Genomic DNA, 16,971 nt, shown 5'->3' with positions numbered 1-16,971 from the left:
TATGGCTTGCCATGACAGGCAGGAATCTCTGGGATTCGGTTTTGATTCGCCGTAATTCATGTCCATGAGGTTTCCGGGCAACCTAATTCGACTGAACTACGGACAGAAACTGTTCCTGACCGCCACCCTGCCCCTCATCCTGGCAGCGGTGGTCATTTCGGTTCTGGTCACGCTGCAATCGAGGCAGTTGGCCGAACGTGAAATCCAGCAACTCGAACAACAGCTGATCGCCGCCAAGCGCGCCGAACTGAAGAATTATCTGTCCATCGCCCGCAATGCCGTGATCAACATCTACGGGCGCGCAGGGCCCGATGATGCCGATGCGAAACTGGCCGTCACACAAACCCTGTCGGCAATGCTCTATGGGCAGGACGGGTATTTTTTCGTGTATGACTATGACGGGAACAACCTTGTCAGCCCGCGCGAAACCGATCTGATCGGGACCAATTGGTCGGGCATGACGGACCCTAATGGAATTCCCGTCACGGATGAATTGATCCGCCTTGCCCGGTCAGGTGGCGGCTATCACAGCTATGACTGGCCCAAACCCTCGACCGGGCAGATGGCGCGCATGATCACATACGTGATCGGGTTCCAGGATTGGCAATGGGCTGTCGGCACAGGTATTTTCGTCGATGACGTTCTGGCCGCCGTCACGGCATCGCGCGAACAGGTCGAAGCGCGCGTGCAGCGCACGTTTTTTTATATCGGGGGCATAACGCTGGCAGCACTTCTGCTGGTGTTTACCAGTGGCCTGTTCATCAACATCCGTGAACGCCGCCTGGCCGACGCCAAGCTCAAGAAGCTCACGCAACGCGTGTTCGATGCACAGGAAGAAGAACGCGGCCGCGTAGCGCGCGAACTGCATGACGGGATCAGCCAGATTCTTGTCGGCGTCCGGTATGCTCTGGACATCGCCAGACGCCGGTTGGCCAATGGAGACACACGGGGCACCGAGAATCTGGACAAGGGCCTAGAACATCTCTCGGGGGCAATTCAGGAGGTTCGTCGCATCAGCCGAGACCTGAGGCCCGGTGCTTTGGACGACCTGGGGCTCGGTCCCGCGCTCAAGGCGCTGGCCGAGGATTTCGAACAACGCACCGGCATAACGACCGAGATCACCACGGCCGTCTTCCGCAACCGGCTGGACGATGACGCCAAGATCGCTCTCTACCGCGTCGCACAAGAGGCATTGACCAATGTCGAACGCCACTCGGGCGCGACCCATGTTTCCATTGATATCCGAGGACACAGCAAAGGCGCGACCATGCGAATATCGGACAATGGACATGGCATCGAACAGATGCGGCAACCGGCGACGCCGACCGCCGGGCTGGGTCTGCGCAACATGCAGGAACGGGTTGAACAACTCGACGGCACTCTGCGCATCGTATCCTCTAACACGGGCACCATGATCGAAGCCACCGTTCCCCTGATACACCTCCTGCCACCGCAAGATCGTTCGGACACAGACACCAAGGCCTCCGCATGACATCCTCTCCGACCCGCATCGTAATCGTTGATGACCACCCGATGGTGGCCGAAGGGATTCAGTCCATCCTGGAAAGCTATGACGATATCGAGGTTCTGGCGACACTGTCCAACGGGCAGGAAATCATCGACCGCGTCGAGGCGCTGAACCCCGATGTGATCCTGCTGGACCTCAACATGCCAGGCATCGGCGGGCTGTCGACCACCGAGATCATCCTGGAAAACCGCCCGGAAACGCGCATCCTGATCCTGTCGATGCATGACAGCCCGGAATATATCTTCTCGGCCCTCAATCACGGCGCAGTCGGCTATGTTCTTAAGGATGTGCCAACCGACGAAATAAAACGCGCCATCGACGCCATCATGGCCGGTCAGCGATATCTTTGCACCGGCGCACAAGGGTCTCTGAAACCTTATGATAGGCCCGAACGCGAACAACTGACCAACCGCGAGCAGACAATCCTTTTGCAAATCGCGCAGGGCAAGTCGAACAAGGCGGTTGCGCAGGCGCTGGATATCTCGGTGCGCACGGTGGAGACGCACCGCAAGAACATCAAACGCAAGCTGGGGATCAGTTCGACCGCGGGCTTGACGCGCTATGCAATGGAGCATGGGGTTTTGCAGGGTGGCACAGCGCATCGGCTGTAGAGGAAAGCCCGTCGCATTTCGCGCGAAGACACGATTGCGCAACAAATGCAAAGAAATCACCCCGCCTTGCGACATTAATGCCGGAAAATGCGGTTGACGCCCCTCGTCGCTCCTCATAATGTCGCGCGCACGCACTTTAGGAGTCCCCGAGAATGGGCATGCTGATCGTACTGGTAGGAAAATGGCGCATGGGCCGGTAACGGACACCATAACGGTACCCCATGCGCCCCCGCCCGAACGGGGGCTTTTTTGTGCAAACAACAATGACGTCATGAACGGAGCAAAGCGATGACACGTCAGATGACCGGAGCGAGAATGGTGGTTCAGGCCCTCAAGGATCAGGGTGTGGACGTCGTATTCGGATACCCCGGTGGCGCCGTTCTACCGATTTATGACGAGATTTTTCAGCAAAACGACATCCGTCACATCCTTGTCCGCCATGAACAGGGTGCCGTGCATGCCGCGGAAGGATACGCACGGTCCACCGGCAAACCCGGTGTGGCTCTGGTAACGTCGGGGCCGGGCGCGACCAATGCGGTCACCGGCCTGACCGATGCGCTGATGGATTCGATCCCGATCGTCGTGCTGTCGGGTCAGGTTCCCACCTTCATGATCGGCAACGATGCCTTTCAGGAGGCCGACACCGTGGGCATCACCCGCCCCTGCACCAAGCATAACTGGCTGGTCAGCGACACCAAGACCCTCTCGGGCACGATCCATCAGGCGTTTCATGTCGCGACTTCGGGCCGCCCCGGCCCGGTTCTGGTCGATCTGCCCAAGGACGTGCAGTTCGCCAGCGCCGAGTATACCTCGCCCCAGAAGGCCAAGACCGATCACTATCAACCCCAGGTCAAGGGCGACATGGAAGAGATCACAGAACTGGTCGAAGCCCTTGAAAAGGCCGAGCGCCCGATTTTCTATACCGGCGGTGGCGTGATCAACTCGGGCCCTGCGGCCAGCCAGCTGTTGCGCGAACTGGTCGAGGCCAGCGGCGTTCCCATCACCTCGACCCTGATGGGCCTTGGCGCCTACCCGGCGAATGGCGAGCATTGGCTGGGGATGTTGGGAATGCACGGCCTCTACGAGGCCAACATGGCCATGCACGGCTGTGACCTGATGATCAATGTCGGGGCCCGCTTCGATGACCGGATCACGGGCCGGGTCGATGCCTTCAGTCCGCATTCGAAAAAGGCTCATATCGACATCGACCCCAGTTCGATCAACAAGGTCATCAAGACCGACATCCCGATCATCGGCGATATCGCCCATGTTCTGGAAGACGTATTGAAGGTCTGGAAGTCGCGCGGTCGCAAGATAAACCGTGAAGCGATACAGAAATGGTGGGCGCAAATCGAGGAATGGCGCAAGGTCGATTGCCTGGCCTTCACCCAAAGCGGCAAGTCGATCAAACCACAATACGCGCTGCAACGCCTTGAGGCCCTGACCAAGGACCATGACCGCTACGTCTGTACCGAAGTCGGGCAACATCAGATGTGGGCGGCGCAATACCTTGGCTTCAACGATCCCAACCGCTGGATGACCTCCGGGGGGTTGGGCACGATGGGCTATGGCTTCCCGGCCTCCATCGGCGTGCAGATGGCGCACCCCGAGTCCCTGGTGATCAACGTCGCGGGCGAAGCGAGCTGGCTGATGAACATGCAGGAAATGGGCACCGCGGTGCAATTCCGCCTGCCGGTCAAGCAGTTCATCCTGAACAACGAACGGCTCGGCATGGTGCGCCAGTGGCAGGAACTGCTGCACGGCGAGCGCTATTCGCATTCCTGGTCCGAGGCCCTGCCCGATTTCGTGAAACTGGCCGAGGCGTTCGGCGCCAAAGGCATCATGTGCAACAACCCCGATGACCTGGACGATGCGATCATGGAAATGATCAACCATGACGGGCCGGTGATCTTTGACTGCCTCGTCGAAAAGCACGAAAACTGCTTCCCGATGATCCCTTCGGGCGAGCCGCACAACAAGATGCTGCTTGGCGAGGCCTCGACCAAGGACGCCATCGGCTCCAAGGGCGCGGTTCTGGTGTAACAACGATGTCCTGTCCCGCCTCCTGCAGTCGCCGGAGGTGGGAAAATCCGCCAACCCGGATGACAAAAGAAAGTTCAACCAATGTCTGCACTGAAAATCAAAAAAGGCTCGTCCAAGCATTCGGCCTATAACCTGCGTCCCAATTTCTCGGACGTGAGCGAAACTCACACCTTGGCCGTGATCGTCGACAACGAACCGGGTGTTCTGGCCCGCGTGATCGGCCTGTTCTCGGGGCGGGGGTACAACATCGACAGCCTGACCGTGGCCGAGGTCGATCATACCGGCCATACCAGCCGCATCACCATTGTCACCACCGGCACGCCGCAGGTCATCGAACAGATCAAGGCGCAGCTAGGCCGTATCGTGCCCGTTCACGACGTGCACGACCTGACTGTCGAAGGCCACGCCGTCGAACGCGAACTGGCCCTGCTGAAAGTCGAAGGAGAAGGTGACAAGCGGGTCGAGGCGCTGCGCCTTGCAGATATCTTCCGTGCCAATGCCGTCGACAGCACGCTCAACAGCTTTGTTTTCGAAATCACCGGCACACCGGACAAGATCGACGCCTTTGCCAACCTGATGCGTCCTCTGGGTTTGGTCGAGATCGCCCGCACCGGGGTTGCCGCCCTGTCGCGCGGTATCTGAGAACGCATGCCTCGGTGTGGCCCGCCATAACTGGCCATGCGTCGCCCCGAGGATGCTCGGGTCGTGATTTGTCGGTTTCAAGGCGTGGTTCTCTGTTTTGGATCGAAAGATCAGCCAAACAGGAACTGATCAGGCTCTACGGAGAAGCGGCGGTCCAAAGGCCCCCGCCCCGGCAAGGGCCTTTTCATGTGCGAGGCCTTACCCTGAGCCAGATACCGTCCCGCCCCCGCACCGTCAGATGCGCGACCGGCATGGCCGGACGGTCGGTCACGGTATCGAACCGATACGCCCGCACAAGTAGCGCAAGCAGCAAAGGCCCTTCGATCATGGCAAACCCGGCGCCCGGACAAACCCGCTGCCCTGCTGAAAACGGCATATAGGCACAACGCAGCCCCTCGCGCCCGTTCTCGGTCTGGAAACGTACGGGATCGAAGGCGTCGGGATTATCCCACAATCTTTCGTGGCGTTGCTGATGCCAGGGGCTCAGCACGATCTGCGCGCCTTTGGGAACCTCGCGATCACGGAACCGTTCCGGGCAGGCCGCCTCGCGCACCATCATCGGCACAGGCGGGTAAAGCCGCAAGGTTTCGCGGAATATATCCCGCGTCAGCCTGAGCTTGCCGATATCGGAAAATTCCGGCGCGCCGTCCGACATTACCTGCCGGGCTTCCTTGGCCACCCTTTCTTGCCAGTCGGGATAAAGCGCCAACAGATAAAGGGCCCACGCCAAAGCCGAGGCACTGGTTTCATGCCCCGCCAGGAAAAAGATCGCCACCTGATCGACCATCTCTTCGGTATCGAATGTCTGCCCGGTCTGCGGATCGGCTGTCGTCATGATCTTGGTCGCCAGATCGTCCGGTGCCGTGCCGTCCGTGATCCGGGCCATTCGTTCGGCGGTAAGGCGGGTGATCAACGCACGAATATCCGCTGCGGTCTGTCTGGCCCGACGCTTGTGAAACCGGGGAAACCAGTTGGGCAAAGGCATAAATGCACCCAGATTCAACACCGGCTGCGCGCGCTGATGTTCGCGGAACTTGTCGAAAACCTGCGCCGCCACCTCATGTTCGATAGGGATCGAAAACAAGGTGCGAAAGATCACGTCCGCCGCTGCGTGACTGGCCTGTGCCTCGATCTCCTGCGGCGCGCCATCGGCAGTGCTTGCCAATCGCGCCACTGCCGCCTGTCCGGCCTCCAGCATCGCGGGAAACACATCGCGCAGCCGCCCCCCCTCAAAAGCCGGATCAATGATCCGGCGTTGTCGTTTCCATGTTTCGCCGTTGGTCACGAATACCGAATTTCCCAACAACGGCGCCAACCCTTCACGTATCCGGTCGGATTTCGGGAAATCGTCGGGGCGTTCCTTCAGCACCAGATCGACAAGGTCGGGCTGATTGCACAGGTACGATCTGAAAAACGGAGTGCGGAATTCGGCCATCCACGCGCGATATAGATGCGCCGGTTGTGCCGACAGGATGTCCTGGCGAAACAGCCGCATATAGCGCCAGAGCGACACGCGCCCGGATCGCGCAGGAGGTTTGGGCGGCAGCATCACGCGGCAACATCCGTATATTTCGACACGGCCACATCTATCCGGCTGGGTGACGGCACGCGCCCTTCGTATCTCTGCCCAAGAGTTTGCGGCCCGGCCGTGATCTGGAAATAATCATAGTCTCCGGGCCTGTCGAACGCGCAGAGATACTGAAAATGCAGCCGGAAGAAACGCCAGCGCAGCGCGCGCCAACGCTCGGGGCTGAGCGTTTGAGTGAAGGCCGCAGACACCACCAGCGGCCAGCATTTGCCATCAGGCGCAACGCCGCTGACCGACACCGGATCGCACAGCGCAAAGGCGCAGCCATCGCCCGGCGCGGTCACGTCGATCCAGCTCAGTTCGTCCCGTGTGCTGAGAAACCTCAGATCGCCCCGCAGGCGATAGGCTTTTGGCAAAAAGGACACCATCGGCACGACCTGCCCCAGGGACAGAAAGGACAGGACAGGCCCGTTCGCAGGCACACGACCCTGACGAATGATATCCGACAGGATCGACACCGCCAGATGTGCACCCGAGGAATGACCGACCACCAGAACCTCGTCGACATCATCGAGCAGCGCCGCGGCGATCTCGTCGGTAAATTGCGCAATCCGCGCCTCCAACTCGGGCGGGTTTGCCCCCTTGTAGCGCGCCGAATAGGCGTAGTCGTGCATCAGGTAATAGGCGAACAGTTTGTTGTCCCTGGACTTGAACCAGGTCAAAAGCGCCCAAGCGGTGCCAAACAGGCCGCCCCAGTAAAGCAATCCCTCGACCATCAGGCGCGCAGAAAGAGCCGTGCCTTCCTGTCCCAATGGAAGATATCGCGCGCTCCACGTCAACGCGGTGCCAACCCCATGGCCAAGCAACAGCGCAACGAGCAACTGGATCAGCAGCATCCCAACCGGATAAAGCGCCGCAATCACCGGTCCCTTTCGCAACCGCATCAGGCGCAGCAGCGCACCCGAAGCGATATAGGCCCAGGCCGTGCGCACCAGTTGGGCGTAGGTCGAAACGATCCCCTGATCCATGCTGTCACGCACGATGTCGGACCAGACCAGAACCTCGAAATCCGTCTGGATCGTCCCGCCGTCAATCACCGCATCCACATGCCATCCATAACGGCCCTGCCCCCCTGCCGCCTTGGCAGACAAAGCCAGTTCATAGCCCGATACAGCCGCCTGCGCCGCGCCCTCCTTGCGATAGAGTTCACGATAGCGGCGCGGGTGAATGGGATCGTAGCCGGGAATATAGAAAACGCGCCTGCGCTGAACGGGTTTCACGACGCTGCTGCTCATACCTTGCCTATTGCCAGCCCACATTAGCGCGGCAGTCTGGCGAGAGTAAGACTTATCCGAGCAAAGCCAGCGACGGGAACCTTTCAAGCAGCCAGAATGAAAAGGCTGAAAAACCGCCGGTCAGCATCAGCAAACCGATTGTCCACAAAAGCAGCCCCATGATCCGCTCGATCCGCTCCATGTGGCGTTTCATCCAGTTCATCAGCCCGCCCAAGCGGGGCAGAAAGGCCGCCACCAGCAGAAATGGCACCCCGAGTCCAAGCGCATAAACCGCCAACAGAACCGTCCCTCGCGCCACGTTCGCCTCGGACGCGGCCAATGACAGGATCGCCCCCAGTTGCGGCCCGATGCACGGGGTCCAGCCAAAGGCGAAGGCCAACCCCAGCACATAAGCCCCAAAGGACGAGCCTCCCCTGTCGCCCACATCCATGCGCGCTTCGCGATCCAGAAAGCCGATCCTGTAAACGCCCACGAAATGCGCCCCGAACACCATGACCACGACCCCGGCGATGGTGTTGAACCAATCCTGATACTGCAGGAAAAGCGATCCGATGGCCGATGCCGTAAAACCCAGGAACAGGAACACGGTGCTGAGCCCCAGAACGAAGAACACCGCCGGCATGAAGGCCCGCGCCCGTCCTTGGGCCTTGTCGGTCAGATCGCTCAGCGCCACACCGCTGATATACGCCAGATAGGGCGGCACGATGGGTAGAACACAAGGGCTGAGAAAGGAAATCACCCCGGCAAACAGGGCGACGGCCATGGCGGGGAACAGCCCCGCGTCGATGATCTCGATTCCGAACATGCCGATCACATAGTCAATTCACGGGGCAAGGTCACGCACTGGTCGGTCACAACCTTGTGGACAGGCTGTAACAAGGCGACTATGTCGCAGCCATGGACATTGCCGACCGCATAGATGCAACCGGGCTGCTGTGCCCCCTGCCCGTTCTGAAGCTGCGCAAGCGCCTCACCGCACTTGCCGCGGGCCAGTATATCGAGATGCGCGCAGACGACCCCGCCGCCGTGGTGGACGTGCCCCATTTCTGCAACGAATCCGGTCATGAACTGATTTCGATTACCGAGACTGACGGCGCGCAGGTGTACCTGCTGCGCAAAACCGCTCGGGGCTGAAGCACAATGCAAAATGCCGCGCCTTCAAGTGGCGCGGCATTTTCCTGTTCAAGTCTCGCAAACCGGGTCAGCGCCCGATTGACCACCATCCCCGGCGTTTCGGCTTGGCCTCTGCCGATTCTTCCGTCGCAGAATCTGGCTCGGCCGTGACAGGCTCGGGCTCGGATTGCGACACCTCGGTCACCGCCTCCTCTGCCACGGGAGCCTCGCTTTGGATATTAACGACTTCGGCGTCGGCGGCTTCCACTTTCTTGGTCGGACTCTTGCGTCGCGTGGTTTTCCGCGCCGGTTTGACCTCTTCCGCGGCAACAGCCGGGTTTTCTGCTTCCGTCACCGCCTCGGCAACGCTCTCCGGCTCAGCTACGGATTCGGCCTTTTTGCGCGGTTTCCGGGTCCGCTTGGGTTTGGGCTTTTCCTCGGGATCTGCGTCGGCTTCGGCGGGAGTTTCCTCTTCCGCCGTCTCCGCCTTTGCTTCACCCGCTGGCTTACGCGGCTTTCGGGTCCGTTTGGGCTTGGGTTTTTCTTCAGGGGCGGCTTCGGTCAAATCATCAGCCTTGGCGCCTTCCTCAGACATATCCGGCGCTTCTCCGGCATTTACCTCGGCCTCCGTATCGTTGCCCTCTTCGGCATCATTGTCCTGAACAGACTGATCGTCGCCACCGTTCCCCTTCGATTTCGAACGACGACGGCGGCGGCGGCGGCGCTTCTTGGGCTTGCCGTCGCCATTCTCTGCCTCTGCGTTGCCATCGTCCGACGTGTCATCCTGATCTTCAACCGCCTCGTCTTCGATGGCATCCATCAGTGAGCTGTCGACCGAGACCACAGGCGCGGCCACTTCGGGCACGCTGCGGGTTGCGGTCTTGAATTTTTCAAGTGCGAAATCCGGACTGATCAGCATCGGATCGCCTTCAATCCGTACCGACAATCCATAGCGCGCCTCGATCTGGGCGACATGCTCGCGTTTCTGGTTCATCAGGAAGTTGGCGATGCCCACCGGGCATTTCACCAGCACTTCACGCGACCGGCGGCGCACGCCCTCTTCCTCGATCTGACGCAGGATCGACAGCGCCAGATTATCGTCCGAGCGGATCAGACCCGTCCCGTGGCACGCCGGACAAGGCTGAGTCGTCGCCTCGATCATGCCGGGGCGCAATCGCTGACGGCTCATTTCCAACAGGCCAAAACCGGAAATGCGGCCCACCTGAATACGCGCGCGGTCGGACTTCAGCTTGTCTTTCAGTCTCTTTTCAACGGCATTGTTGTTCTTGCGCTCGTCCATGTCGATGAAGTCGATCACGATCAGACCGGCCAGATCGCGCAGGCGCAACTGGCGGGCCACCTCTTCAGCGGCTTCCAGATTGGTCTTGAGTGCCGTTTCCTCGATTGAGCCCTCCTTGGTGGCCCGGCCCGAGTTCACGTCGATCGCGACAAGCGCCTCGGTGACACCGATCACGATATATCCCCCCGATTTCAGCTGAACCGTCGGGTTGAACATCGAACTCAGGTAGCTTTCCACCTGATAACGCGCGAAAAGCGGCATCGCGTCGGCGTAATGCTTCACGTTCTTGGCGTGGGACGGCATGATCATTTTCATGAAGTCCTTGGCGATACGGTAGCCCCGCTCGCCCTCGACCAGGACTTCGTCGATCTCACGGTTGTACAAATCGCGGATCGAGCGTTTGACCAAGTCGCCCTCTTCATAGATCTTCGCCGGTGCGATGGATTTCAGCGTCAGTTCCCTGATCTGTTCCCACAGCCGCTGCAGGTATTCGTAATCGCGCTTGATCTCGGATTTGGTGCGCTTGGCGCCTGCGGTTCGCACGATCAGCCCCGCACCCTGCGGCACGTCGATTTCGGCTGCGATCTGCTTGAGCTTCTTGCGATCGGCGGCGTTAGTGATCTTGCGTGAAATGCCACCGCCACGCGCCGTATTCGGCATCAACACGCAATACCGCCCGGCCAGTGACAGATAGGTGGTCAGCGCCGCGCCCTTGTTGCCGCGTTCTTCCTTGACGACCTGCACCAGAAGAATCTGGCGCACCTTGATGACTTCCTGAATTTTGTACTTGCGCGGTCGCGGTTTGCGCACCGGGCGAATATCTTCGCTGTCATCCTCATCGGCCACGGATTCGATAGAGGCATCCTTGACTGTGGCATCAGAACGGGTGTCGCTGTCATCAATGTCGTGATTTTCGACGTTGTCGGTTCGCCCAGACGTTTCCGATGCTTCACCGCTTTCGTCATCCGCAGACGTTTCCGTGCTCTCGCCGCCCTCTGCAACATCATCGGAAGGCTCTTCCACCGGCGTTTCTGCAACGGTATCGGCCGGAGACGTCCCCTCGGGCACATCGTCGTCGAGATCGATCATCTCCATTCCGGACACCTGATCGGCACCGGTCTCACCATCGTCGGTTACAATGGCGTCCCTGTCCTCGACCTTGGCGGCGCGGGACCGCGACCGACTGCGGCGCTTGGGCTTTTCCTCGTCTTCGTCGCGGGCACGCATCGCCTCTGCATAGGCGCGCTCTTCTTCCAGCAACTTTTCACGGTCAGCGACCGGGATTTGATAGTAATCGGGATGAATCTCCGAGAACGCCAGAAATCCGTGGCGATTTCCGCCATAATCGACGAACGCTGCCTGAAGTGACGGTTCGACCCGTGTTACTTTTGCGAGATAGATATTACCGGCGAGTTGCCGTTTGTTTTCGGACTCAAAGTCAAATTCCTCGACCTTGTTTCCGTCGACCACCACGACGCGGGTTTCTTCCGCGTGGGTGGCATCGATAAGCATTTTCTTAGCCATGTGATCCGTTTACTCCGCGACAGAACACCTCGCCCCGGTGGGGCGGCTGTCTGTGGCGGATGTGTATTAGTGGCGATGGCGCAGACACTGTCAGGGGCGCCAGTCAGGCGGTCCCCGGTTTGATATGTGTATTCAGCGCCTTGCATCGCGGTTCTTGGTCTCCGGCCCAGCAAAGGGGCCAACTCAGAGCCTGCTCGTCCGGTTGTGCCGGCGCAGGCATGTATGCGGCCCGGCAAAGCGGGGCCAGATCGGTCTGTTCGGGGCGGCGGATGCATTCCTGTGCCGTACACGCCCGAAACAGCGAAACTTTTCGAAGCACTCCGCAAATCAATTCGCGGGTGTCCACCTTCCTTGATAGAGGGTTTTGCCCCCAAGTGACAATGCCAAATCGTCCTCAAGTGGATCGCCGATGCACGGATTCTACGGACAAGTGGCTGAAACATCTGAAAAAACACCCCAAAGAAGGGGGCATTTCGCATTCAGCCCAGATAATCCGAACGCTGCAAACCGTACTTGGCCATTTTTTCGTTGAGGGTACGGCGCGGCAAACACAACTCTTCCATCACCGAGGCGATCGAGCCCTTGTGACGTCGCATGGTGTTGTCGATCAGCATTCTCTCGAACGCCTCGACATATTCCTTGAGCGGCTTGCCTTCGGTCGTCATCACCGGCTGCATTTCCTGATGGTCCGACATCAAAAGCGACGCGATCGTTCCGCTGCCGCGCCGTGACTGCAACACCGCACGTTCCGCAACATTGAACAACTGTCGCACATTCCCCGGCCACGGGGCCTGCAACAACTGCGCGGCCTCCTGCGCGGTCACCTGAGGAGCGTCGCAGCCATAATCATCGGCGAATTGTTCGGCGAAACGGGTAAAGAGCGTCAGAATGTCCTCGCCTCGCTGGCGGAGCGGCGGGACGGTGATGCGCAGGCTGGCCAGACGATAAAACAAATCCGAGCGCAGCGCGTCTTCGCAGGTCCGGTTCTGCTCCTGCATGTTGGAAATCGCCACGATCCGGGTTTCAGGGGGCGTCCCTTCGTCATTGATGAATGTCAGCAGCCGCGACTGCACCGCCTCGGACAGGGATTCGACATCCTCCAGCACCAATGTGCCGCCGCGCGCTTCTTCCACCGCGGGCAATTGACTGTCCTCGGGCTGCATCGGGCCGAACAGGCGCTTGATCAGCGCATCTTCCTCGAACGCCGCACAGGACAACAGCACGAACTTCTTGCCGGCGCGCGATCCCACGGCATGAAGCGCATGCGCCACCAAGGTCTTGCCGGTCCCGGTCTCGCCCTCGATCAGCACATGACCGTCGGCCTGCCCGAGATCCAGGATATCTTCCTTCAAACGCTCCATGACCGGGCTGGCGCCGATCAGTTTCTTCATCAACTGACCGCCATCCGAGAGTTCCCGGCGCAGCGCGCGGCTGTCCAGCGTCATACGCCGTGCATTGGTGGCTTTTTTGGCCAGTTCGTTCATGCGGTCGGGATTGAACGGCTTTTCGAGGAAATCATAAGCCCCCATGCGCATCGCCTCGACCGCCATGGGCACATCGCCGTGACCCGTGATCATGATCACCGGCAGGCTGGAATCGGTTCCCATCAGCTTTTTCAGGAACTGCATCCCGTCCATGCCCGGCATCTTGATGTCGGTCACCACGATTCCCGGATAATCCGGCCCCAGAACCTTCAGCGCCTCTTCGGCGCTTGGAAAGGCTTCGGTGTCATAGCCCGAGAGGGCCAGCCACTGGCTGATCGACTGACGCATGTCTTTTTCGTCATCGACAATCGCGATTTTCATTGCGCTCGGCATATCAGATCACTCCGCTGCACGGGTTTCTTCTGTCAAAATAGGAAGCTGTACTTCAAATACAGCCCCCCCGCCCGACGCATTGCGTGCCGTCAGGCGTCCTCCAAGGTCGTTCACGATCCCGGATGAAATGGCAAGCCCCAGACCGACACCGTCGCCAGGCTGCTTGGTGGTGTAGAAGGGCTCGAACAGATTGTCGAAATTGTCGATACCGTGCCCGTTATCGCGCACCGTCAGAACGGCGGTTTCGCCTACGGCCAGAAGGATATCGATTGTGGGCTCGTCCACGCCCTCGGTCGCATCCATGGCATTGCGCAAGAGGTTGATCATCACCTGTTCCACCCGCACCCGATCCCCCATCACCTGCACGGGGTCCTTGGGCAGCGTGCGGGTGATGTTGACATGGCGCTGACGCAACTGCGGCTCCATCATAGCCAGGGCCGAGGACAGTGCATCGCCAAGATTTACAGGTTCAAACGTATCCCCGCTTTGCCGCGCATAGGACTTGAGCTGCTTGGTGATCGCCCCCATTCTTTCCAGCAAGTCGTCGATGCGCTGGAACGACGACAGGGCCTCGTCCGGGCGGTTGCGGTTGAGCAGCAATCGCGCCCCGGCCAGATAGGTTTTCATCGCCGCCAGAGGCTGGTTTAGCTCGTGACTGACGGCTGCCGACATCTCTCCCAACGCCGCCAGTTTCGAGCTTTGCGCAAGCGTCTGTTCGGCGACGGCAAGGTTCTCCTGCACCCGTTCACGCTCGGCGATTTCCCGCTGCAGCCTCGCGTTCAATGCGCGAAGCTCTGCCGATTCCCGCTGAAACAGCGCCATGCGCAATGCCGTTTTGCGATTCAGTATCCAGAAGGCGAGCGCCAGAAGAATCGCAAACCCCATGATCTCGAGCGCGAGGAACCCGTTCACTTTCTCGCGAACGCTGGCATAAGTCGTGAAACTGGCGATGCGCCAGCCACGGAAAGCGACGCGTCCTTCCACCCGCATCACCGCTTCACCCCGCAAATAAGCGTCGGCAGGCAGCGCCGTCCAATCGGCCGTGGCCTGAATTGCGCGCTCTATCGCGCTATCCACCGGTTCGCGCTGAAGCGCCTCGGCTTCGCTCAAACCACGCCACCGCGGTTCGGTCGCAAGAATGATCTCACCCTCGCTGTTGGTCACCAGAACCGCATCGGAAATCCCTGCCCAGGCTCGTTCGTATTTCCCCAGATCCACCTCGACCATGATCACACCGACCACCTGGTTCTGGCTATCGACACGTCGAGAATAGAAAAAGCGGTATCGCCCGGTTTCGTCCCTCAAAACCTTGAAAATCGTGTCCTTTGAGCGCAAGGCGTCCACGTAATAAGGGGCTTGCCGGTGCGATTGCCCCAGCGAATTCCGGTCCGTAGACGCCACCGTGCGGCCATCCCGATCCAGAAGCGTCAGTGAGGCGGCGCCGATCTCGTCGACAAAGGAGATCAGGCGCTGCGTGGACTGCGTGTAATCCCCGGTATTCAACGCAGAAATCAGCGCCGGGTCCCGCGCCAAAAGCTGGGGAACGATGGCGTTCTGCCGCAGCTCGCTCAGCAGGTTGCCGCCATACAGCACAAGGCGCAATTCGGCCCGGTTGCGGGTGGTTTCGGTAAAACGGTCGGTCAACAGCCGGTTGGTGACGAACACCACGGCAATGGCCACCACGACCAGAAAGGCGAAAGCCAGCCGTGCGCGCCAACTTGTGGTGCGGGTACGTGTCACTTTCGGCGGCCTCTGCGCATTGAGCATTCTGTCAATTTACGCCGCCACGCCCTGCGGCTCAAGCGATCACGCGTTGGCCAGCTGATCGACGAGACTGTCGAACATCGGCGCGCCATCAGACCCGCCATGCAGCGTTTCGGCCATCCGCTCGGGGTGGGGCATCATGCCGAGCACCCGGCGATTGCCGGACAAGATCCCGGCGATATCGTCCACCGATCCATTGGGATTGTCTGCATAGGTAAAAGCCACGCGCGCATCGCCATGCAGACGCTTCAACGTCTCGGCATCCGCAAAGTAGTTGCCATCGTGATGCGCGATCGGAACCGTGATGGTCTGCCCCGCATCGTACCCTGCGGTAAAGGGACTGTCCGCCGTTTCGACGCACAGTTCGACCGGCTTGCAGATGTATTTCAGGTTGGCATTGCGCAGCAGGACACCGGGTAACAGCCCGGTTTCCGTCAGAATCTGGAACCCGTTGCAGACCCCCAGGACATAGCCGCCTTTTTCGGCATGCCCCACCACCGACCGGCAAATCGGCGAATTGGCCGCGATGGCCCCGCAGCGCAGGTAATCCCCAAAGGAAAACCCTCCCGGCACGCCGATGATATCGACACCTTCGGGCAACGCGGTATCCTTGTGCCAGACCATCGACACCCTAGCCCCTGCCCGTTCGAACGCGACGGCAAGGTCGCGGTCGCAATTCGATCCCGGAAAGACGATGACCGCCGCATGCATCAGGCAATCTCCACGCTGTAGCTTTCGATAACGGTGTTCGCCAGCAGCTTTTCACACATCTCGGTCACGTTCGCGCGCGCCTTCTCGGCGTCGGTTTCGGCCAGATCGAGCTCGATCACCTTGCCTTGCCGGACACCTTCGACCCCGTCGAATCCAAGCGATCCGAGCGCGTGGCGAACGGCCTCGCCCTGCGGGTCCAGAACGCCGTTTTTAAGCATGACGTGAACGCGTGCCTTCATGAGTCGTTTTCCTGTCTTCCTGTGCGGCACAACTCGCCGCCTTGAATGATGTCAGCGATCAGTTGATCAGCGTGGGCCGTGTCATCGGTGTGGCCCCCTTGGGCATGACGCCCAGCCGGTTGGCCACTTCGGTATAGGCATCGGTCAGGCTGCCCAGATCCCGGCGGAATACGTCCTTGTCCAGTTTCTGGCCGGTCTCGATATCCCACAGGCGGCAACTGTCGGGGCTGATTTCATCGGCCACGATCAGGCGCTGATAGTCACCGTCGTAAACCCGGCCGATTTCTATCTTGAAATCGATCAGCCGGATGCCGACGCCATACATCACACCGGACAGGAAATCGTTCACCCGCAATGCAAGGCTCAGGATATCGTCCATGTCCTGCTGGCTGGCCCAGCCAAAGGCGGCAATATGCTCCTCGGTGACCAGCGGATCGCCCAGCTTGTCGTCCTTCAGGCAATATTCGACCACCGGACGCGGCAGTTGCGTGCCCTCGTCGATGCCCAACCGCTTGGCCATGCTGCCCGCGGCATAGTTGCGCACGATCACCTCAAGCGGCACGATTTCACAGGCGCGCACCAGTTGCTCGCGCATGTTCAGCCGTTTCATGAAGTGGTTCGGAATGCCGATATTGGTCAGTCCGGTCATGAAATATTCCGACAGAAGATTGTTGAGAACACCCTTGCCCTCGATCACATCCTTCTTTTCGGCATTGAAAGCCGTGGCATCATCCTTGAAATACTGCACGATGGTGCCCGGTTCGGGGCCTTCGTACAGGGTTTTCGCCTTGCCTTCGTAAATCTTTTTGCGCCGCGCCATGCAGCCTCCGTCGCTCGACCGGGGCCAAATCCCCTT

General features: G+C 59.8%; 14 protein-coding genes. 5 read left to right on the top strand and 9 right to left on the bottom strand.

Features of this window, described 5'->3' with window-relative positions; genetic code table 11:
• Positions 1-64 precede the first annotated feature (64 nt).
• From KPG71_RS06135 to ilvN, 4 genes are all read left to right on the top strand, one after another.
• A complete protein-coding gene (locus tag KPG71_RS06135; RefSeq protein ID WP_216337597.1) occupies positions 65-1,492 on the top strand; it encodes a cache domain-containing protein in 1,428 nt (475 codons plus the stop codon).
• Positions 1,489-2,139 carry a response regulator transcription factor gene (locus KPG71_RS06130; RefSeq protein WP_216337249.1) on the top strand — a complete coding sequence of 217 codons (651 nt, stop codon included), beginning with the start codon at positions 1,489-1,491 and terminating at the stop codon, positions 2,137-2,139. Before KPG71_RS06135 ends, KPG71_RS06130 begins: the two co-directional genes overlap by 4 nt.
• Before the next feature lie 288 nt (positions 2,140-2,427).
• Positions 2,428-4,182 carry an acetolactate synthase 3 large subunit gene (locus KPG71_RS06125; RefSeq protein WP_216337248.1) on the top strand — a complete coding sequence of 585 codons (1,755 nt, stop codon included), beginning with the start codon at positions 2,428-2,430 and terminating at the stop codon, positions 4,180-4,182.
• Between the two features lie 81 nt (positions 4,183-4,263).
• Positions 4,264-4,824 carry an acetolactate synthase small subunit gene (gene ilvN, locus KPG71_RS06120; protein ID WP_073031900.1) on the top strand — a complete coding sequence of 187 codons (561 nt, stop codon included), beginning with the start codon at positions 4,264-4,266 and terminating at the stop codon, positions 4,822-4,824.
• 184 nt (positions 4,825-5,008) lie between these two features.
• Here the strand turns inward: ilvN and KPG71_RS06115 are convergent, their stop codons facing one another.
• Genes KPG71_RS06115 through KPG71_RS06105 form a run of 3 tightly spaced genes read right to left on the bottom strand, consistent with a single transcriptional unit; the run spans position 5,009 to position 8,452 of the window.
• A complete protein-coding gene (locus KPG71_RS06115; protein ID WP_216337596.1) occupies positions 5,009-6,373 on the bottom strand; it encodes a cytochrome P450 in 1,365 nt (454 codons plus the stop codon).
• Positions 6,373-7,647, bottom strand: coding sequence for a hypothetical protein (locus KPG71_RS06110; RefSeq protein WP_216337247.1), 1,275 nt, complete (start codon positions 7,645-7,647; stop codon positions 6,373-6,375). Before KPG71_RS06110 ends, KPG71_RS06115 begins: the two co-directional genes overlap by 1 nt.
• 52 nt (positions 7,648-7,699) lie before the next feature.
• On the bottom strand, positions 7,700-8,452 hold the full coding sequence (locus KPG71_RS06105) for a cytochrome c biogenesis CcdA family protein (RefSeq protein ID WP_216337246.1): 753 nt from the start codon (positions 8,450-8,452) through the stop codon (positions 7,700-7,702).
• Between the two features lie 92 nt (positions 8,453-8,544).
• On the opposite strand from KPG71_RS06105, the gene KPG71_RS06100 reads away from it, so the two are divergent.
• Positions 8,545-8,781 carry a sulfurtransferase TusA family protein gene (locus KPG71_RS06100; protein WP_216337245.1) on the top strand — a complete coding sequence of 79 codons (237 nt, stop codon included), beginning with the start codon at positions 8,545-8,547 and terminating at the stop codon, positions 8,779-8,781.
• Between the two features lie 67 nt (positions 8,782-8,848).
• Here the strand turns inward: KPG71_RS06100 and KPG71_RS06095 are convergent, their stop codons facing one another.
• The 6 genes from KPG71_RS06095 to purC all read right to left on the bottom strand — a co-directional run bounded on the left by KPG71_RS06095 (position 8,849) and on the right by purC (position 16,935).
• A complete protein-coding gene (locus KPG71_RS06095; protein ID WP_216337244.1) occupies positions 8,849-11,584 on the bottom strand; it encodes a ribonuclease E/G in 2,736 nt (911 codons plus the stop codon).
• Positions 11,585-12,063: 479 nt separating this feature from the next.
• Positions 12,064-13,401 (bottom strand): sigma-54 dependent transcriptional regulator, encoded by a 1,338-nt coding sequence (locus tag KPG71_RS06090; RefSeq protein WP_216337243.1) that lies wholly within the window; start codon positions 13,399-13,401, stop codon positions 12,064-12,066.
• A 6-nt stretch (positions 13,402-13,407) separates the two neighbouring features.
• On the bottom strand, positions 13,408-15,168 hold the full coding sequence (locus KPG71_RS06085; RefSeq protein ID WP_216337242.1) for an ATP-binding protein: 1,761 nt from the start codon (positions 15,166-15,168) through the stop codon (positions 13,408-13,410).
• Positions 15,169-15,207: 39 nt separating this feature from the next.
• The gene (gene purQ / locus KPG71_RS06080) at positions 15,208-15,876 is read right to left on the bottom strand and encodes a phosphoribosylformylglycinamidine synthase subunit PurQ (protein ID WP_216337241.1); all 669 of its coding nucleotides are present in this window, start codon (positions 15,874-15,876) and stop codon (positions 15,208-15,210) included.
• On the bottom strand, positions 15,876-16,115 hold the full coding sequence (gene purS / locus KPG71_RS06075) for a phosphoribosylformylglycinamidine synthase subunit PurS (RefSeq protein ID WP_216337240.1): 240 nt from the start codon (positions 16,113-16,115) through the stop codon (positions 15,876-15,878). Before purS ends, purQ begins: the two co-directional genes overlap by 1 nt.
• A 58-nt stretch (positions 16,116-16,173) precedes the next feature.
• Positions 16,174-16,935, bottom strand: coding sequence for a phosphoribosylaminoimidazolesuccinocarboxamide synthase (gene purC / locus KPG71_RS06070; protein WP_216337239.1), 762 nt, complete (start codon positions 16,933-16,935; stop codon positions 16,174-16,176).
• Positions 16,936-16,971: the final 36 nt, after the last annotated feature.

The organism is Roseovarius sp. PS-C2, from assembly GCF_018862045.1.
In the GTDB taxonomy this organism is placed as follows: Bacteria; Pseudomonadota; Alphaproteobacteria; order Rhodobacterales; family Rhodobacteraceae; genus Roseovarius.
This window is presented reverse-complemented; position numbering and strand designations above follow the sequence as displayed.